Annotated in this window: 10 protein-coding genes; all 10 read left to right on the top strand. The window is 57.9% G+C overall.

Annotation, left to right across the window (positions count from 1 at the left end; translation table 11 throughout):
* Positions 1-25 precede the first annotated feature (25 nt).
* The 10 genes from QRM60_RS16525 to QRM60_RS16570 all read left to right on the top strand — a co-directional run bounded on the left by QRM60_RS16525 (position 26) and on the right by QRM60_RS16570 (position 20,363).
* Positions 26-3,226 carry a TonB-dependent receptor gene (locus QRM60_RS16525; protein ID WP_285446631.1) on the top strand — a complete coding sequence of 1,067 codons (3,201 nt, stop codon included), beginning with the start codon at positions 26-28 and terminating at the stop codon, positions 3,224-3,226.
* 13 nt (positions 3,227-3,239) lie between these two features.
* Positions 3,240-4,217 (top strand): pectinesterase family protein, encoded by a 978-nt coding sequence (locus QRM60_RS16530; protein ID WP_285446632.1) that lies wholly within the window; start codon positions 3,240-3,242, stop codon positions 4,215-4,217.
* Positions 4,217-5,260 (top strand): pectate lyase, encoded by a 1,044-nt coding sequence (gene pelA, locus QRM60_RS16535; protein WP_285446633.1) that lies wholly within the window; start codon positions 4,217-4,219, stop codon positions 5,258-5,260. Before QRM60_RS16530 ends, pelA begins: the two co-directional genes overlap by 1 nt.
* 99 nt (positions 5,261-5,359) lie before the next feature.
* A complete protein-coding gene (locus QRM60_RS16540; RefSeq protein ID WP_285446639.1) occupies positions 5,360-9,220 on the top strand; it encodes a LamG-like jellyroll fold domain-containing protein in 3,861 nt (1,286 codons plus the stop codon).
* A 467-nt stretch (positions 9,221-9,687) separates the two neighbouring features.
* Complete coding sequence (locus QRM60_RS16545) at positions 9,688-10,455, top strand: DUF1883 domain-containing protein (protein ID WP_285446634.1); 768 nt, start codon at positions 9,688-9,690, stop codon at positions 10,453-10,455.
* Positions 10,456-10,530: 75 nt separating this feature from the next.
* Positions 10,531-10,815 (top strand): hypothetical protein, encoded by a 285-nt coding sequence (locus QRM60_RS16550; protein WP_221261761.1) that lies wholly within the window; start codon positions 10,531-10,533, stop codon positions 10,813-10,815.
* A 453-nt stretch (positions 10,816-11,268) separates the two neighbouring features.
* Positions 11,269-14,208: a DEAD/DEAH box helicase family protein gene (locus tag QRM60_RS16555; protein WP_285446635.1), complete on the top strand. Its 2,940-nt coding sequence runs from the start codon at positions 11,269-11,271 to the stop codon at positions 14,206-14,208.
* 703 nt (positions 14,209-14,911) lie between these two features.
* Positions 14,912-15,226, top strand: coding sequence for a DUF2026 family protein (locus QRM60_RS16560; RefSeq protein WP_285446636.1), 315 nt, complete (start codon positions 14,912-14,914; stop codon positions 15,224-15,226).
* Complete coding sequence (locus QRM60_RS16565) at positions 15,223-19,047, top strand: RNA-directed DNA polymerase (RefSeq protein ID WP_285446637.1); 3,825 nt, start codon at positions 15,223-15,225, stop codon at positions 19,045-19,047. Before QRM60_RS16560 ends, QRM60_RS16565 begins: the two co-directional genes overlap by 4 nt.
* A gap of 461 nt (positions 19,048-19,508) precedes the next feature.
* Positions 19,509-20,363, top strand: coding sequence for a hypothetical protein (locus QRM60_RS16570; RefSeq protein ID WP_285446638.1), 855 nt, complete (start codon positions 19,509-19,511; stop codon positions 20,361-20,363).
* Positions 20,364-21,015: the final 652 nt, after the last annotated feature.

Genomic DNA, 21,015 nt, shown 5'->3' on the forward strand with positions numbered 1-21,015 from the left:
CCAGTGCCCTGGAGAGAGCCGCATCATGCAAGCCCGTTCGTGTCGTCCTGCCCAAGAGGCGGGCGCCCGCCTGTCCGCCGCGCGTTTGTCGGTGGCCATCGTTCTGGCCTTGCACGGTGTCGGCGTTGCCGCGCAAACCGTGGGCCCGCCGGCCACCCCGGCCGATGCGGTGGACCTGGACCGCGTTCAGGTCAAGGCCACTTATCGTGAAAGCCTGCAGCAATCGCTGGACGCCAAGCGCTACAGCGTGGAGCAGGTGGATGCGATCTACGCCGAAGACATCGGCAAGTTTCCCGATCTGAATCTGGCCGAATCGATGCAGCGCATCGCCGGTGTGTCCATCGACCGCGAAGGCGGTGAGGGCAAGCAGATTTCGGTGCGCGGCCTGGGCTCGGATTTCACCCGCGTGCGCATCAACGGCCTGGAAGCATTGGCCACCGCCGGCAGCGGCAGCGATGGCGTCAACCGCAGCCGCGGCTTCGACTTCAATACCTTTGCCTCGGAACTCTTCAGCCGCGTCACCATCAGCAAGACCCAATCGGCGCAGACCGACGAAGGCTCGCTGGGCGCCACGGTGGATCTGCGCGGCTCGCGCCCGTTCGACTTCGACGGCTTCGAAGCGGCGGCCTCCACCCAGTACGGCTACAACGATCTCTCGCGCAAACAAGACCCGCGGGTTTCCGGCCTGATCAGCAACATCTGGGCCGATGGCCGCTTCGGCGCATTGATGTCGGTGTCCTACAGCGAGCGGCATCTGCGCGAAGAGGGCTACAACCCGGTGCGCTGGGAGCACGGCAACTACCGCAACTCCAACCAGAGCACCGCCACCAACAACGGCACCTATGGCTTCTGCTCGCCGGTGGGCTACAACCCGCAGACACCGCGCAACCCGTTGTCGAACGAAACGCGCGCCGGCGTGGGCTCGCAGGCCAACCAGGACCGCAACAACGGCTGGGGCAGCTACGGCATCAGCGCCACCAATTGCGGCACCGGCATCGCGCGCCCGGCCAATACACCGGAAAACATCCAGGCATACGAAACGGCCACCGATGCGTGGATTCCACGCTACCCGCGCTACATCCGCACCGATCACGAGATCAAGCGCCTGGGTGTCACCGGCGCGCTGCAATTCAAGGTCAGCGACGACACGCTGCTGAATTTCGACATGCTGTATTCCAAGCTGGACAAGGACCAGCGCGAAGACTCGGTCGGCGCCAATCTGCACCGCACCGCCAACTTCGGCGGCAAGACCCAGATTGCGGTGCGCGAAGCGCAGGTAGACGAGCAAAACCGCCTGGTTTACGGCGTATTCGACAACGTCGACTACCGCACCGAATCCAGCAGCATCGAAGAATCCACCGAGTTCAAGCAATTCAGCCTGGACCTGCAGCACCGCTTCAACGATCAGGTGCGCATGACCGCGCTGGTCGGCCATTCCACCTCCGATTACGAGCGGCCGGTGTTCTCGCTGGTGAGTTTCGACAACACCAACCTGGACGGCTTCGTGCTGGACCGCCGCGGCGGTGGCGACTACCCGAGCATGACCTTCCCGTTCAACGCCGCCGATGCCAACAACTGGCAATGGCTGGGCTATGGCGCGGTGCCGGTGAACAGCAATGGCACCGCGCGCGGCACCAACATCAGCGAGGTGCGGCTCAACCCGCAGTCGGTGAGCAACACCTTCGACACCGCCAAGGTGGACCTGGAATTCAACATCAGCCCCACCTTCACCTTCCGCACCGGGTTGGCCTACAAGGACTACGACATGGAGACGTCGGAGTCGCGGCATGTCTCCTACGGGCGCCTGGCGCAGGGCTTGCCGGCCGGCGTGGGCGTGGGTGACCTGAGTACCACGCTGGATGGCTTTGGCCGCAGCTTGAACGGCAACTTCCCCACCAGTTGGGTGATTCCGGATTTCCAGAAAGTCGCCGACCTGCTCAACATCAATTGCAATTGCGACACCGGCGTGCCGGGCGGCGATTACCGGTTGGCCGATGTCGGCCACTTCGGTTCGTCCAACAACAACTTCCAGGTCAACGAAAAGAGCCTGGGCACCTACCTGCAGCTGGACTTCAACACCGACCTGTGGGGCCGCGCGCTACGCGGCAACCTGGGCGTGCGCTATGTGCAGACGCAGATTGCCGCCAGCGGCTACGCGCCGTGCACGGCCACTGCCAGCGGTGCGATTTCGCCAGCCTGCGAATCGTTCTTCGGCGTGGCCAGCGCCACCGCCGCGGCCGGCGAGCGCCTGCTGGTGCCCACCACCGTCAACCACAACTACCGCGACATCCTGCCCTCATTGAATCTCTCCTGGGATGTCAGCGATGAGGTGGTGCTGCGCTTCGGCGCGGCCAAGACCATGGCGCGGCCCACGCTGGCGTATCTGTCGCCCAGCGTCAGCGGCGGCCCTACCCAGTTCTTCGATGACGGGCGCTTCTTCTCGATCAACCTGGGCAACCCCAAGCTCGACCCGTTCCGCTCCACCAACTACGACCTCAGCGCCGAATGGTATTTCCGCGAAGGCTCGCTGTTGTCGGCGGCGGTGTTCTACAAGGACATCGACAGCTACGTGCAGCGCACCCGCGTGCTCACCACCTGGGAAGCGATGGGCTACTCGCTGGATCTGCTGCCCGCAGGCTTCACCCCGGACACAATTTTCAATGTGCAGAGCTACTTCAACACGCCCGGTGGCACGCTCAAGGGCTTCGAGCTGACCTACCAACAGGCGTTCGATTTCCTGCCCGGCTTCTGGCGCAACTTCGGCATCCAGCTCAACTACACGCAGGTCGATTCCAAGATCAATTACCTGTTCAGTACCGCCGGCAACAGCAATACCAGCATCACCACCACCACCACCGAGCGCGACCTGCTCAACCTCTCGCCGCAGTCCTACAACGCCACCGTCTACTACGACGACGGCCGCTTCAGTGCGCGCGTGTCCACCAGTTACCGCGATGGCTACATCAACAACATCCTCGCGCAGGAAGACGTCTACAACCTCGATGGCCAGCGCCTGGCCACCGCCGATGTCACCGGCAAATACAGCGTGGAAAACGTCGATTTCAACATGTCCTACAAGATCAGCGACCACCTGTCGCTGACGTTTGAGGCCATCAACCTGCTCGATACCCCCGACCGCCGCTACGTCGATTCCGCACTGGAACTGCCCGACAAATACACCGTCACCGGGCGCCAGTACTACGTCGGCGCGCGCTACAAGTTCTGACAGGAGAACCGCCATGCAAGAGCATCGCAGACGCGTGTTACGCAGCATCGCCGGCAGCGCCGTATTGGCGATGAGCGCACTGGGCAGTACCGCGGCCTTCGCCGCCGACCCGGTCTATACCGTGGCCAAGCAAGGCAACGCCGGCTACCGCACCGTGCAGGCCGCGGTGGACGCCGCCGTGCAGGGCGGCAAGCGCGCGCAGATCAGCGTCGGCGCGGGCGTGTATCAAGAGCTGCTGGTGGTGCCGGCCAACGCACCGGCATTGAAGATGGTTGGCGCTGGCGCCACCCAAACCGTCATCACCTACGATAACTACGCTGCGCGTATCAATCCGGCCACCGGTAAGGAGTACGGCACCTCCGGCTCGTCCAGCGTCATCATCGCCGGCAACGACTTCACCGCCGAGCAACTGAGCTTCGGCAACCACGCAGGCCCGGTGGGCCAGGCGGTGGCGGTGCGTGTGGATGGCGACCGCGCGGCGTTCCGCAATGTGCGTTTCCTCGGCTACCAGGACACGCTGTACCTGCGCGGCGCCAAGCTCTCGTATTTCCTCGACTGCTATGTCGAAGGCACCGTGGATTTCGTCTTCGGCGCCGGCACTGCCCTGTTCGAAAACGTGCAGCTGCATTCGCTGGGCGATGGCTATCTCACCGCTGCTTCCACGCCGCAGGAGAGCGCACGCGGCTTTGTGTTTCGCAATGCACGCATCACCGCCGCCAGCGGTGTCTCGCGCGTGTTCCTGGGCCGGCCGTGGCGGCCGTACGCCAGCGTGAGTTTCATCACTAGCCAGCTCGGCGCGCACATCGTGCCCGAGGGCTGGAACAACTGGGGCAACGCGGCCAACGAGGCCACCGCCCGCTACAGCGAATACCAGAACACCGGCGCCGGGGCCAACCCGTCGCGCCGCGTGAAATGGTCACGCCAGCTCACCGCCGCACAGGCCGCTGCGCTGGACCGCTCCACCGTGCTGGGCTCCTGGAGGCCGTTCTGATGAACCGTTCGCATACGCTGCACCTGTCCACGCTCGCCTTCGCCGGCGCCCTGTTGCTCGCACCATTGGCGGCCATGGCCGACCACATCGCCGACAACATGCTGCTGCTGCAGACCGCCTCCGGTGGCTGGTCCAAGCAGTACAAGGGCGTGGCGGTGGACTACACCCGCACCTTCACCGCCGCCGAAATCGCCGAGCTCAAGCAACCCGGGCGCAAGGACGACGCCACCATCGACAACAAGGCCACCACGTACGAAATCACGTACCTGTCCACCGCCTTCAAGAACGAAAAGAACGCCAAGTACATTGCCGCCGCACGTCGTGGCGTGGAGTACCTGCTCAAGGCGCAATACGCCAACGGCGGCTGGCCGCAGTTCTACCCGGATCTGTCGTCCTACCACCACCAGATCACCTACAACGACGACGCCATGGTGCGCGTGCTCAACCTGTTGCAGGACATCGGCGAGGGCAAGGGCGACACCGGCGCGCAGCTGCGTGGCAGCCACGGCGCACGCGCGCAGCAGGCGGTAACCAAGGGCCTGGAATGCGTGCTCGCCACCCAGGTCAAGATCGGCGGCACGCTCACCATCTGGGGCGCGCAGTACGACGAAGTCACGCTCAAGCCGGCCAAGGCGCGTGCGTATGAGCTCGCTTCGCTGTCGTCCAGTGAGTCGGTGAGCATCGTGCGGTTCCTGATGCGCCAGCCCAGCCCGTCGGCCAAGATCAAGACCGCGGTGCAAGCGGCCGCCACCTGGTTCGACACCCCTCGCATGCGCGACCTGGCCACCAAGAAGATCGACGACCCCACCCAGGAAACCGGCAAGGATGTGATCCTCGTCGCGCAACCGGGTGCGTCATTATGGGCGCGCTTCTACGACCTGCAGAATCAACGTCCGCTGTATGCCAACCGCGAGGGCGTTGCATTGACCGACTACATGAAAGTGCCCAACGAGCGCCGCGTCGGCTACGCCTGGCATGGCACCTGGCCGGACAAGTTGTTGAAGGAGGACGTGCCCAAGTGGCGCGCCGCCAATGGCCTGTAAGGTGGGCTGAGCAAGTGCGTCGCCGCCACCGCCAACCAGGCGGTGGCCGTTTTGCGTGGTGAACAGTACGAGGTGAGCGTGTCGAAGGTTTTGTTGGGAATGCTGTACATGATCGCGCTGCCGCTGAGCGCGGCCACCCCCACCGCGCCGGAGCTGTTGTTCCGTGTCTCGGCCGACCGCAGCCTGGAGGCCGATGTCGCCCGCGGCCATGGCGTGCCCAACTTCCGCGACAAGATCGCGCTGGTGCCCACCGGCAAACGCGGCAACGCCATCGAATGGGCCGACGACGGCGTGCTGTCGTGGAATGCGCCCGGCAACCTCTACACCCAGCGCGGCACGCTGAGCTTCTTCTGGCGCGCGCGCTACGCCGTTGGCGAAGCACCATTCGTGATCTTCCGTGTCGGCTACGCCGACCACACCAGCTGGGACATGGCCTGGCTGCGCATCGACTGGAACGGCCACGGCTTCGATGCCTTCGTCACCGACGCCAACCTGGCGCGCACCCGCGTCTCCTTCAAGCTGGATAAACATCCCGCTGCCAGCGACTGGACCCACATCGCCTTTGCCTGGGATGAAACCCGCGGCGTGCGCCTGTACGTGGATGGAAAGGAAGCCGCACGCGTGGACTGCGGCCCACCGTGTGCCAGCGGTGGCGCGCTCGACTTCGACGCCGCGCTCGACCAGTTCGGCCTGGCCGGCCGCGTGATGTCGCCGCACCAGGTGCAGAGCCGCTACAACTTCCTGCGCGGCAGCGACTTCGACGAGATCCGCATCTACGACCGCATGCTCGATGACGCCGGCGCCGCCGCGCTCGCACGCCTGCGGGAACCCACCAGCGCTGAAGCACCCACCCCGCAAGCGCAAAACGCCGCCTTCCTGCACCGCTACGGCTGGGACAACGGCCACACGCCGCCTGCGCTCACCGCACCGGTCACCCGCATCCGCAAGGTGGAATTCACCGACGCGCGCGATCTCAAGCAATGGATGTGGAAGGCCACCGACGGCATCGCCGAAACCACCTGGCCAGGCGTCTATAACCGTTCGCGCCTGCCCGGCCGCAACGACTACTTCCAGCTGCCCGACTGGAACACCTACGTCGAAGGCGGCAAGGCGCTGGACCTCACCCTGCCAGACGAGCCAGTCAACCGCATCGAGCTGCGCGGCGCCGCCTATGGCCAGGCCAGCTACACCGCGCCCACCGCCACCGGTGCAACCAACGCGCAAGCGCAGCCGCTGTTCGACCGCAAGCAAGGCGTGGTGCGCAGCGTGGATACGTTTGCCGAGCGCCGCGGCGGCACGCTGCGCTTTGCCAACACCGCGCAGGAAACCCCCATCCAGGAAATCTGGGCCTACAACGTGCAGCCGGGCGAGGTGCCCACCGGCAGCGCGCAGCTCAGCTACACCGTGCGCAGCGACATCCAGCCCGACTACGACAACCTCGCCACGCTGCGCGATGTCATCGCCGGCCGCTACCCGCTGAGCGAGCGCCAGACCGTGGTCGCGCTGCCCACCAAGGCCCCAGCCCGCAAGCGCCCCAGCGACAAGACTGCGGCCAGCAGCGCGCAGCAGCCCATCGTGCACATCCTGGTGCCGTCCAGCCTGGGCAACCCGCCGCCGGACCAGGCGCTGATGCGCAGCTGGTCCTACGGCTGGGAGAACATGCACGACGGCCTAGACGGCATCGCCATCACGCTGCCCGCGCTCAACCTGCCGGCCACCCACAACGGCAGCATCCCGCTCAACATCCGCATCAAGGACCCCATCTGGCCCGCACGCGACATGATCGATGTCTCGGTCGCGGTCGCCCCCGGCCAGGCCCGTACGCTGTGGCTGGATCTGCGCGATCGCATCCTGAGCAACGACAGCCTGATGCTCAGCATCGCCGCCGCCGCGCCCGGCTTTAACGCCAATGCGCTCGATGGCACCCAACTGCAGCTGGTGTTCAAACCACGCAACGAGGCCATCAAAGAACACGTCGCCGACCGCTTCAACCAGGTCAAGGACAACTGGGGCTTTCTGGTGGAAGAGCACACCACCTCCAAGCGCCAGCTGCTCTACAAGCGGCTGGATGCCGACATCACCGACCTGCTGCGCGTGGACCCGGACCACGCCCTCGGCCGCCAGTACTGGAACGACATCAGCTACGCCAACCAGGGCACGCTGCCCGTGGACATGCCCAGCGTGCCCAAGGGCGTGCCGGCCTGGGCGTTCTGGCAGCTGCAAGACCTCAGCGCCACCCGCCGCTACATCCGCTGGTGGATCGAGCAGCGCCAGGTGCCGTACGGCGATTTCGGCGGCGGCATTTCCGACGACTCGGACCTGGTGCAGCAATGGCCCGGCGTCGCCCTGATGGGCGTGGACCCGGACATGCTCAACGCCTCCATGCTCGCGCTGTCCGATGCCAACTACCGCAACGGCATGTTCACCAACGGCCTGTCCACCATCGAAACCGACGAGCTGCATGCCTACGAAGAAGGCATCAACCTCAATAGCGCCCTGCTGTATCTCAACTGGGGTGACCCGCGCACCGTCGAGCGCCTGATGGAAACCGTCAAGGCCTTCGATAATGTCATCCAGGTCAACCCGCAAGGCCACCTGCTGTTCGCCAGCAACTGGTTCGGCGGCCGCAAGGTCTACCGCGAACCCAACTGGCAATGGCAAAAACCGTATTCGTTCCCGGTGGTGCACCCGGCCATCATCCTGGGCGCTTATAACGCCGACCCCAACAGCCGACGCATCGTCACAGGGTTAGCAGACGGCTATCTCGCCCACGCCTACACCAACGCCAAGGGCAACTGGGCGCTGCCCAACGAGATCAACTGGCAAACCAGCAAAACCCGCGGCGGCGAACTGTTCGAAGGCAGCGGCGGCGCCGACACCTTGCACACTTTCTGGGCCGCCTACCGCTTTACCGGCGAAGAGCGTTACTTAAAGCCCATCAACTACCGCGTCGCCAACAGCGGCCCCAACGGCCTCTCGCTGCTCAACGAAAACTTCCTCGACGTCATGGGCAAGCGCAGCGACTGGAGCGGCAAGCTCATCGACGCCGCCAACAAAGACGACGGCAGCGCCCCGGACTTCCCACACTTTGTTGCCTGGGAGCAAACCGGCAATCTAGATTATCTCGCCACCCTCTACCGCAGCGAGGCACGCGAGAAACTGCAGAACTTCTACATGAACACCGAAGGCCACTGGTGGAGCGACCGCGTGGAATCCCCCACCGTCAACCTGCAGCGCGCCCGCTTAGGGGGAGTGGCCCTCAAGCGCAACCAAACCTACCCCGGCCACACCGTGAGCTGGCGCTTCGCCGATCCAGAGGCCGCCACCCAGGTCGCCATCGCCATCCCCGCACCCCAGCAAGACCGCTTCACCGTCATCGCCTACAACACCTCCAACAAAGCCCAGCGCGCCAGCATGACCGGCTGGAACATCGCCCCGGGCCAATGGCGCATCACCCAGGGCGTGAGCAAAGGCAATGACGGCAAGCTCGACAGCAACGCTAAGACGCAAGAGCGCGCCTTCGAAAAAAGCGCCTCCATCGACATCGACTTCCCCGCAGGCCGCACCACCGTCCTGCAGCTCGAACGCATTGCAGCCACCACCCCGGTCGAACTGCGCCCGGACCTGGGTATTGGTCATGGCGATGTACGGGTGACTGCAGATGCCATCGAAGTGACTGTGCACAGCCTCGGCCATGCTGATGCACCGGCCGGGTTTGTGGTGCTGGAAGATGCGCGTGGCAAGGAGCTGACGCGGAGCGCGTTTCCGGCACTCGCGGCACCACGCGATCTGCAGCCAATCACCACGCAGGTACGCCTGCCGCTAACCAACGCGGCAAATCTAAAAAACGCGCAATTGCGTGTGGTGACCGAAGGCAACGTCCCAGAGATTACCGAACTCAACAATAAACTCGCTCTACCCGCGCCGGCCAAGCCGGCAACCGCAGAAAACAGCCAATAACCCAAGACAACAAGCCTTCTCCCACGCGCGGGAGAAGATGCCCGCAGTGCGGATGAGGGCAAAGCCGATAAAGCCAGCGACCACTCGCGCAAGCGCATTGACGCAACTCAAAAACTCGGCGAGGATCAAGGCGCGCAGTACTTAATGCAGCCGCAAAGCCACACATTTCTTCAAGGGGAAGAAACAATGTTGAGCAAGGCATGGAGCGTCGTGGCACTGACTGTGGCCGCACTGGGATTGTTTACCGCATCCGCGCAAGCGCGCGTCAGGGCCGCCGGCGCGCACCACACCACCAGTCACGGCGGTCACTACAGCGCAGGCCACGGCGCCTCGCACAAGGGTGGCTGCTATTAGCCAAGAGGGCAGCGATTGGGGACTAATTGCCTACGTCCTCTCGTTTTCGATAAAGATCACTTTATGACGCGCTTAGGCGGTCCAATAGTAGTTATTCCTAAATCGGAGCGCCTTTGAACTTTCTGCAGTTTGACCTAGGAAATCGCAAACGCGGCGAGATCGTCGAGGTAACTCTCACAAATGGCGCAAATGTGCGTCTGATGAGCAGTTCCGACTTCTCTAGCTACAAGAATGGTAGAGCCCATCGCTTTGTCGGCGGTCTCGCCAAGCAGTCCCCCATCCGGCTTCAAATTCCGACATCCGGGCACTGGTACGTCGCTGTGGATATGCAAGGACTTCGTGGAAGCACTCGCGCCTCCGTCAAAACCTTGCCAGGCCCACTTCCAGTAATTAGGGAAGCACCTCTTGCGTCTGTTCCGAGCCTAATCAGAGACCTTCCGCCCCAAGTTGCGGCAAGCGCAGAGGCTTATGACGTCTTCATTTCCCACGCATCTGAAGACAAGGAGTCCATCGTTAGATCGCTAGCCAGTGTTCTTATCGGCAAAGGACTGAAAGTCTGGTACGACGAGTTCACTCTTAGGATCGGTGACAGCCTCAGGCAAAAAATCGATAAGGGCTTGGCCAATAGCCGCGTCGGTCTCGTTGTTCTCTCACCATCTTTCATTGCAAAGGGTTGGACCAACTACGAGCTAGATGGAATCGTCACCCGTACCGTATCTGGCGAACAAATACTTCTTCCAATTTGGCACGAAATTACCAAGCAGCAGGTTATTGAATTTAGCCCCTCGCTAGCCGACAAGCTTGCTCGAAGTACTGCTACTCACACCGTGGAAGAAATCGCTAATGAAATCGCCGAGCTTCTAGAGAGCAAGAGCAATTAAGGCATAACAATTCATTCAAACCGACGCCGCTTCGCGGCGCGGCTTAATTCACGCTTTAGGTCCAAAGGGAGAGGTATGAGCGATCTTCGAGAAGCCGTTGAGAAAACCCATCTGGCCGCAGCTCAGTCATCAATTAATAATAATGATCGCTATTGGTTCTTCGACGCACGTCCATCTGCGAATATGCTTGCCACTATCCTGAAAGAAATTGGCTACGACGTTATCCTGCATGAGTTGGGGCCTGATTGGGAGCATGTGGTGTCCCTAGCTTCTAAATCGGTTAGTGGAACGATTGAGGCTGCGGAGCTAAGAGCCGCACAGAGAGAAAATGGTGTTCCGGAAGCAAGCCTACCAAAGTAAGCCTGAAAATAACAAGCCGAACCTGATTTGCGATCCGGCTTCATCCAGGCGTTATGCGTCACCTGAGAACCGAGAAAGACGCTTGATAAGCGAGAAGCGGATCGCAGCCGTTGGATTCAATCTTGCGTCTAGTAACGCGAAGCATGTCTCGTTTCGGGCAAAGCCTTCATTGCTCGACCTCGATATTTTCATTTTTAAGCAATTAATTTCCGAATTTCTTAGCTACAGCACGAATTACTTCCAAGGAAAAACTAGCCTCAAGAAAACGGGGTCAGGTCCACTTGATAAGTCAACCTAACCTCGTGTTCTCTCATGACGACCTCCGTACCAGTAACTGGGGCAAGGTCTAAAAATTAATTAAAGCCGACACCGCTTCGCGGCGTGGCTTAACTCAGGTGGTGCTACCATTTCGCCAGTTATCCACGAAGCCCTTTCTGCCCTCAGGTAATTACCATGGACGAAGTAGTAATATCGCATTCGGATGTGTACCAGAGCTGGCAAAACCATCTCTTCAATTTCAAGCTGGATGATCCTCAAACCAAGGCGCTTGGCTTGCGCAAGCCTCAACTAGCCGCGCTCTACGCGACCCTTGGTCATCTGTTGATCGATCCCACTGCCACAGCCACCGTGGTTATGCCAACGGGGACAGGGAAAACCGACACAATGCTCGCACTGATTATCGCGGCGAGAATGAGACGAACCCTGATCCTTGTTCCTTCGGACGCTCTCAGAGCTCAACTAGTGAGCAAGTGCGCGGAGCTGAAGACCCTTCGTACAGTTGGGGCGATATCGGAGATGGCTCACAACCCCATTGTTTCGGCAATCGACTCGAAGCTATCTGAGACGCAGGTTGTAGAATTAGCTGCCGCGAACATCATTGTGGCCACTCCCCAGTCCCTGCAGTTATTCGAGGGCGGCGCTCTGGCGGCGTTGGTGAATATGTGCAGCCACCTGATGATCGATGAGGCTCACCATGTCGTAGCAGTCAGTTGGAATCGGATCAAAACAGCCTTCAGCGGCAAACCTTGCATGCAGTTCACAGCGACGCCCTTCCGGGAGGATGGTCTGCCTCTGGGTGGCAAGATCGTCTACAGCTACCCGCTCAGGGATGCGCAGATCGATGGCTATTTCAAAGGTATCGAGTTCCATCCAGTACGAGAATACAACCTCAAGCTGTCCGACCAAGCCATCGCTGATAAGGCAGTTGAGCTGCTCAGGGCCGACCTCAATGCAGGCTACAACCATTTGATGATGGTGCGGGCTAAATCGCATAAGCGGGCGACAGACCTATTTAAAATTTACAAGCAGCACCCCGATCTGATACCCGTATTGATCCACAGCAAGGTGCCGGACCAAGCCAGGATCATGGCGGAGATCGTGAAGAAAAAACACCGGATCATAGTCTGCGTCGACATGCTTGGCGAAGGATTCGATCTGCCCGAGCTTAAGATCGCCGCCATTCATGATCAACACCAAAGTCCTGCCGTGACGCTTCAGTTTATTGGTCGGTTGACGAGGGTAGATGCGGCTCTTGGTGACGCCAAATTCGTTGCCAATGTCGCTAACCAGAGGACCGACCACCAAATGTCAGCCCTTTACAAGGAGAGCGCCGACTGGGGAGCAATCATCCGAGATGTTAGCGAGCAGAAGGTAAACCGGGAAATTGAGAGGGCGGAGTTCAACGAGCAGTTTGCCGACGGTGACGATGCCCAGTTGATTTTCGGACTAAACCCGAATCCAAAAATTAGCGCCGTGGCGTATCACGTTCTTCCCAAAGACTGGACGCCACAACGTGCGCACGGTTTGGATGGGCGCAGAGAAGTCCTTCAGCACATCTCGATCAACGAGGAAGCCGATACAGTCATTGCCGTAACCCGGCGAGAGACTCTGGTTGGCTGGGCTCAGACCGAAGAGATCACTGATACTAACTGGAATCTATACATCGCGTTCTATGACAAGGTGCTGGAGACCCTCTTCGTTCACGTCTCGGGTGACGACACCCAGGCAAATCGCTTTCTTACCTTGGTGGCAAGTGCTCCCCGTCGCATCAATGGTGAGCCGACATTCCGTACGCTACACGGCATCAAATTGATGAAGCTGCAGAACGTTGGCTTATCACGTGCGCGGAAAGACCTTCGGTTCACGATGCACGTGGGGCGCGATATCAATCAAGTAATCAGCGATATCGAGAAAGGTAACGCGAAAAAATCGAATATATTTGCGACCGGTTTTGAGGGTGGAGCGCGAGCTACCGTTGGTTGCTCGCACAAAGGTAAAATATGGGAAATGAACTCCTCGCCTATTAATTACTGGGTTGAGTGGTGTAAGCGAATGTCGGTAAAGCTAAATGACAACACCATTGATCCTGCTGATGTGCTCAAGAACGTCATGCGTGCCGAGAAAATCAGTGGAAGTTGGCCGGCAGGCCTCTTTTACGCCGACTGGCCTGAATCGATCGCGATCGAAAACGAGCAGAGGATCTCGCTGCTTTTTCAGGGGGAGACTTATAACCTTATCGACATTGAGCTTGGTAAGCCTGAGTATAGTGGCGAACGGACGTTGGATATCCCCGTCTGGATCGTGGGTGACGATGGCGAGGAGCGTCTCCTCACGTCCATTGCGATAAATTTATTGGAAGACGGATATAAGACCTCCTGCCCAGGCGTGAAGATACTATACCCACACGAAATGCCGTTAGACGCTTACTTGGATGGAGACCCGCTTGTGCTGCTCAAGGTTGACGGATCCATGGTGCAAGGTAACTACCGCCACTATTCGCTCAGCAGCACTGATGTAAGACTGCCCGACGGTTTGCTCGAGCCCTGGGATTGGGGGGTGACTAAAATTCATCAGGAGTCTATGCGTGCTGAGCGACGTATGGATTCTGTACAAGGCTTCACCTTTTCCAAGATCGCTGATGACTACTCGATCGTCTTCAACGATGACGGAAAAGGAGAGATTTCTGACTTAGTGGCAATCCGGGAGAGTGGGGGTGCTATCTACGTTGACCTCTTCCACTGCAAGTTTTGCCCAATGACTGATGGCGTAGCCGCGCCCGGGGCTCGCGTCGCCGACGTCTACGAGGTATGCGGGCAGACGTCGAGATCGGTGAAATGGCTGTATACCGGTGATAAGTTCTTTAACCGCCTGATGGATCGCTACCAGCAATCACTGCTCAAGGACTTCGACAGAATTTTGAAGGGCACCCCTCAGCAGATAGAGATACTGCGCAACAAGTGCCACGACCACGAGTTGATATTTAAATTTGTGATCGTGCAACCTGCGATATCGGCAGAGAAGGTGTCGAAGGATCAGCTTGCCGTTTTAGGAACGAGCTACTCCTACATCAAGAGCATCTCGGGCTCGGACATCAAGGTCATCGTTAGCCCTTAATCGACTTGTGAATCGCCTAGTTATGAGTACAAAGTGTCGCATTGATGAGGTCAAGGTCGCCAACAACAATCGGAGGAGTACTCCTTATAGACAGGGCGCTGCCGTACTGGGCCGCGCGGGAAGCTGGGGCACACAGTGCCTTTGTGATTGGCGTTGGATTCTTAGTCTGCGACCAATTTTGATAGGAGAGCTGGGCGTGGGAGAAATTTCCCGATCCTCTGGGGATAGCGTCCAGAGAGCTTCGTGCGTTATACACCGATGTGTGAACGCGCGTGACGGTCTCTCGTGCCTGTCAGAAAGTCGACCACTTGCCGTTTGAAGACGAGCTCTGTATGTCTGTTTCAGACCCTGGTTGTTGGCTTGCAGAGTGACGAGCCAGCGCCCGCACTGTACCAGTGGCAATGTTGCGGGGCGGGTTCCCTGGGTAGATGATTGGCCTATCGTTGTTACAGAACCGATCTCACGCATATGGATATGATCAAATCACCCACTAGGCCTCCCATCTCTGCTGAGGAGTTCTCCCGAATCCACGGTGTTATTCAAGGCGTTCTAGCTGGTGTCTGGGTAGATGTGTCGGACATCGCCAAGTCCCGCGTCTTCTTTGCGCTCACCGGAACGTACCTATTGAGTCCAAAAGTACGGTCTGCGCACCTCGTTCGCGGCAGGCTGCGGTCCTCTTTGCAGAATCCGAGGAGATAGTGGGTTGAATACTCTCACGTATGCCAAGCGAGACGAAGATAGCGGAGCCCAGTGCAGCGATAAGGACGCATTTCATGCTTGGGTGCAAGTGGTACGTATTGGCGGTCAAACTTGGCTTATTGACTTCACCTCACCACTTTATACGGATGCCATTCGAATGCACCTTGCAGTGTCAAGGCCGGGATTCAAAGTTTTCATACGACCGTCTTCAGAGATGCTGCACCCCGACCGTTTCCCGAAAGAGGCAGTAGGGGGCTACTTCTTCATGGAAGAAGCCGAGCGCACACCGCGCATTAGCCATTTAAAGGGTTGCATATGAGTGTTGTTGATTCGCGGTACGATAAGCTTTATCCGCGAGCAAGAATTGTTCAAGATGAGATCGTTCTTGCACAGGCATGGAAAAAGACTCACACATTTGTTCGTCGATACAACTGGTACGCAGATGTGCTGGAACTCGACGTGTCCGGAGTCTGCCTACCAGAAAACCTGGCTGCTTGGTCCGCAGACATCGCAAACGGAGATTACGCGACAGCTCCGGCATGGCTAGTTCCGGCGCCAAAAAACGGCTTGTGGTGTTTCTCTCCTGAATCGGAGGGTGGTTGGCAGCCACGGCGCGTCGAAGGGGAGCAAACACCGGTGCTACGCCCCCTTGCTCACATTGGTGTGCGAGAACAATCGATTGCTACCGCCGTTATGCTTTGCCTGGCTGATTGCGTTGAATCAGCACAAGGCGATACTTCGCTCCCTGCGGAGAGAGCAGCGGAAATGGGTGTTTTTAGCTACGGGAACAGGCTCTTTTGCAATTGGTCAAAGGGTAGTACTGTTGCCTCGTTCGCATGGGGAAATTCTAACACGTACAGCAGGTACTTCCAGGACTACCAAAAGTACATTGAGAGGCCCTTAGTAATCGCAAAAAACATTGAAGTGGGCGAAGACGCCAAAATATTCATTGTTAGCATGGACGTGAGCGCTTTCTTTGACAACATAGACATCGCTTTGCTCGTGGACAAGTTGAAGGCTGCGTACCAAGTATTTTTTGATAGCTCTAAGGATGACCTGCAACCTGCGGATAATGCCTTCTGGGATATTGCGCTGAGGGCTTTGAGTTTCAAGTGGCGCGAAGGTGACTTGGCTCTGAGTCCATTGTTTCGAGATGGCGTACTCCCGCTCGGGCTTCCACAGGGTTTGGTAGCGAGCGGGTTCTTTGCAAATGCCTACTTGCTCGATTTTGACCGTGGAATTGGTTCTTTCATAGATCGTAAGCCTCGGGGAAGGAGCTTCCGAATTCACGATTACTGCCGCTATGTCGATGACCTGAAGTTGGTCATTTCAGTGGAAGCCGACGAGGAGACGCCTCATGATCTCGCCAATCTGAGTGGCGAAATCACTGATTGGGTTCAGGGCCTTCTAAAAAAGCACACTACGACATTCGGGCCCGACGGCACATATCTGCGACTGAACGCGCAGAAGACCCAACTGGAAGCGCTCGTCGAGATTGGGACTGAGTCCGGTACCGGGGCGCGCATGAAGACGCTTCAGCAGCAACTAAGTGGTCCTTTTGACCTCGACTCTTTGCGTCACGCTGAAGCCGGGCTCAACGGGCTTCTCTCTCTCGCAGAACTTGGGCTCGTAGAGGGCACAAGACCTGCAAGGGGTATTCTTAGCCTGGCGACTGTGGCTGCGCTGAAGCACGAGGTGAGAGATGATTCGCTTACGCGTTTCTCTGCCTACCGACTTGTGCGTTCGCTGCGCCAACGCAGGAGGATTACAGACCTGACTGAGGCCAACGATGGTGAGAAGGCAGTTGATGCGTTACGGCATGACTACCAGGCTGCTGCACGACGCTTAGTCTCTGCGTGGGCACTCAATCCTTCCCTTGTTCAGGTGCTTCGATATGCGCTGGACCTATGGCCAAGCGTCGAGCTGTTGGAGCCCATAGAGCAGGCGCTGTTGAGCAAGTTGGACGACACCCGCCCAAACTCGGAGTTTGGGCGAAGAGTTGCCTTCTATGTGCTCGCGGACCTGTTCAAAGCCGGGGCAACTGAGACTGGCAGAGAAGCTATACAGGACTCTAACTTTAAGGTTTCTGACGTGGGAGCCTACCGAGTTGCGCTCGCAGGCCTCGCATCGCGAATGCTAGATGAGCGGGATGCTCCTTGGTACGTCCAACAACAGGCTAGTCTCCTTCTAGCTTCGGTCGGGCAGGCAGCAATAGTTCCACAGAATGCACCTGAACTTAGATTCCATAGAGCCCTTCACCTCTTCGCTCGAGCAAAGTCGCCTGCCGTGGACCTTTCCTTCGAGGAGGAAGTCGTGGTGTCACTCGTTGGTCACCAACTTCTTATGGACGACGCGCACTACACGCGGTGGTTCATCAGCTTTGGCGATGCGAGGAACAGGAAACAGGTATCAAAGGCCTGGAAAATAGTGGCTGAGTCATCTCCGGTGCTGTTTAGGCACCTTCTTAATTCCAAGCGAAATGGCATGCAGCCGTTGATTGCTTGGGCGCCTAGGCATCTGACCCGGTTTGCAGAAAGGCGATGGTCAGCCGGGAGTGCGCCTCTGCCCACAAAGAAGTGGTTGCCACTCCTGACAGTTATCACCCATCCACGCCAATTCTTCAGTCAAGAGAATGCGCTACTAAAGCTTGCGGAAGCATTAGGCAAGTCAAAAACAGTACGAACGTTTGACCCTGAACTCCTCACTCCATTAAATGTGGAAGTTAGGTCCGATGACTGGGAAGAATTGAAAAATCCGGGCTTTGCTACACTTGAGGCGCAGGCGGTCATTTCACTAAAAAAAACGGACGGTACTTATGACACGCCTCCCTGGTGTCGGCCTGAAGATGCCTGGATGTATGCGTTTGGGCGCTTGCTGCGCGCTGCGGCTACGGGAGAGCCCGACTTCACTGCACGTCACTGGCTCGCCAGCGAAGATACAGGTTGGTACAGCGGCCTAAAGAGTACATGGCACAAGCGTCGCTTGGGCATGCTCCATTCTGCCGAAGGCCTGAGGGGCACTACAGCTGCAATCACACCCTGGTTTTCGGACTTGCTGATGCATTTGTTGAGATGGCCGGGTGTAGCCGAACGGAAGAGCCTAGGGGCAGCGACGATCACGACACGGCGAGATTTCAACGACGCTGTTAGGAATCGTCTTGGATTTCAAAAGAAGCTCTACGGAGTCAGCAGCGGCGTGCCCATATACCGCTATCCAATCGAATGGCCATTGAATCAAGATCGTGGGCTGCGAGTTGCTATGGTCCAGGGTCTAATGCCGCTCCATCACCACTTTAAGGATGGGCTGGCCGGCCTCGATAATCCTGGTTATCGGGAGAAGCATCGGAACCACACTGCGGCGCTGCTGCACCTCACAAGTAAGCATTTAGGTGCACGCGAGTACGTACTGGGGGTCTCGGAGAAACCACATATTGATGTCGTCGTATTCCCTGAGCTCAGCATCCACGTCGGCGACCAGGATCTCATGCGATCGTTCTCTGACTCGACTGGTGCGATGTTGTTTTACGGGCTGTTGGGAGCGAAAGATCCGACCAGTGACGAACCTATCAATGCGGCTCGATGGCTCGTGCCGCAGCGACATGCGGGCCGCCGCTCTTGGGTCGAAGTAGATCAAGGTAAATTCAATCTTACTCCTGAGGAGCATAGCCTAGGCATAAAGCCGTGGCGACCATACCAGGTCGTCATCGAACTACTTGATTCCACCACGAAGACCGGGAAATCCTACCGACTTACGGGCTCAGTTTGCTTCGATGCTACAGATCTTTCTTTAGCCTCAGATCTGCGAAATGAAAGTCACATGTACGTGGTTTCGGCCATGAACAAGGACGTAAAGACTTTCGATGGCATGGTTGCCGCGCTTCGGTACCACATGTACCAGCACATCTTGATTGCAAACATTGGCGAGTTCGGTGGATCCACCGCTCAAGCACCTTACGACAAAGAGCACCAGAGGCTCATTTCCCATTCTCACGGCGGCAATCAACTAGCTATATCGGTCATCGATGTGCGTTTGGAAGATTTCGGCCCCGAACTCGAGGCAGCGCTACCGGCGGTGACGAAGATGAAGGAGGTAAAGGAGCGCATCGGTAAAGCGCCGCCTGCTGGCTTAAACCGCGCTTAAGCAGCTTACATTTCACTGGACCCTCTACCGGCATCACGCCGCCCCATCCGTTGGTCGTCGCTGGCCCCCCCGACGTGCTGGTGGGCGGCATGAAAGGGCGGGCCTGTGTGCAAGTCGAGAGCTAGAAAGATGGTAGACGGAATAGGGAGCCTGGTTGATAAGTGAATTTCTCAAAGTCTGCGTGCGCGTGGGGGATGGGAGATCTACGGTTTCGGCTCAGTTCGTTTAAAAAAGCGTTAGGATCGCTCTTCAGGTATTTGATTTAAAGATGTTTTTTTGCTCTGCGAGGGTTGGGCTAGGGTTCCCATGTGTGCACAACCGTTCTAGCCAGCTGCTCAACAATTCGTCCAAGCCGAAGCCGCTTCGTGGCTCGGCTTAACCTCAGGGTCAGGTTCATCTTAGGATTAAGTCCAACTCCGTTTTTACATATCAAATTATAATTCTAAATTGGAAGAATAACATTGAAGACATCGGCTATATATGGATTTGAGTTCACTAGAAGTTTTTCTGCCTCAGGATTTTTATTTAGGCCCGTCGAGGCAGATTACTCTGCTGCTAAGAAAAGAGCGCGAAATCTGAGTGCTCACGAGATCACTGGTACTGTCTCGGGGCAAAAGCTTACGCGAGAAACCCTGTTTGACCTTGAGGGAGTTTTATCATTCATAGAGCATCTAGAGGTTCTTGTTTCGGAGCCGGAAAGTGCAAAAGATGCAGCCGATAATCCAGGAGACTACTTTGAGTCGGCGCTCATTAAGCGACATCGCAACAATGGTGGTGGTGCAGTAATCGAATCGGATGCCTTCAATCCATGGAGAGATTCCCGCTCAATGTTTATCGAGCTTGCTTTGAATAAACTCTCTGATGAAAGCTTTTGTAAAGAAACTCGTTTTAGGTCTTTGCTGTTCAAGTGTGTAGAGACATTTAGGCAGCGTCAGCCGTTCTTAGATATTACATACTTTCTCCTAATCTCAGGTTTGGAGGCATTATCTCGAGCGATTCAGAAGGACTATACGAGCAAGAATGCAGCAATTCCTATTACGAAAACTCTACAGGGCTTTGGGTTTGAAGTTTATCAAGATAATCCAAAGTGCCTAGCTCGTTCTATTTCCAGCTATCTCCATATTCGAAATGCCCTGTTTCATCAGGGTGACTTCTCAGCGACAGTAAAAATTAACAGCGATCAAGTAACCCTGAACTGTGCAAATTATCTTTTCAGCCTATCGATGCTCGTTTCTCTCACAATCATGAAGGCCGTAGGCTTTGATGACGGGCATACTAATTGGAACTGTTGGGTTGATCGTCAGCTCCACAAGTGAGGTTCCGTGGCTGCCCGAAATGCTTCGGGTTATTCCTTCCTGATGTTGCCTTAGTTTGGCCAAGCTGCTTTTGAACGATTGTCACTAGGGCTATCTTCCTGACCAGTTGACATCCCAACAAACCCGCAGCAATCTCTACCCCAAGGAGCGTAGAAACTCCTCTAAGAGCGGTACCCACCTCCGTCAAACCGGTGGGTTTTTTGTGCCTGCAGATTCTTGTGGGTGCAACCGACGCGATGCCTGCGTCGGGAGGGCGGCTAATACAACACCCCTCGGGGAAATACGCCCGCCGACTCTTAGCGGTTTCTAACCTCCCGACATCCCGTCGCCACCCGGCGGCGGGGCCTGTTCGTCAAGGAGGGCTTTGCCATGCGTCAACCGCCATCCCGCTCTACCACCACCCGCAAGCGCGCACAGCGCCAACCGCCGCGCGCCCCAGCCTGGCGCATCGTCGAGCCCCCGCTCACCCCCATGCTCACCCCCGAGCAAGTCGCCGCCGCCAACGCCGCCGACCTCGCCAAACAACAGCGCCCCGCACGCCGCCCACGCCCACCCCACCAATGCACGGTCGGTTACGGCTACTACCCCACCACCAACTGTCGACTCCCCGTAATTCAATGCCAGCCAAAACTAGAGGTCTGCGGTTGTTGTT

It is taken from the genome of Xanthomonas sp. fls2-241-TYG-148, assembly GCF_030208815.1.
Taxonomy (GTDB): domain Bacteria; phylum Pseudomonadota; class Gammaproteobacteria; order Xanthomonadales; family Xanthomonadaceae; genus Xanthomonas; species Xanthomonas campestris.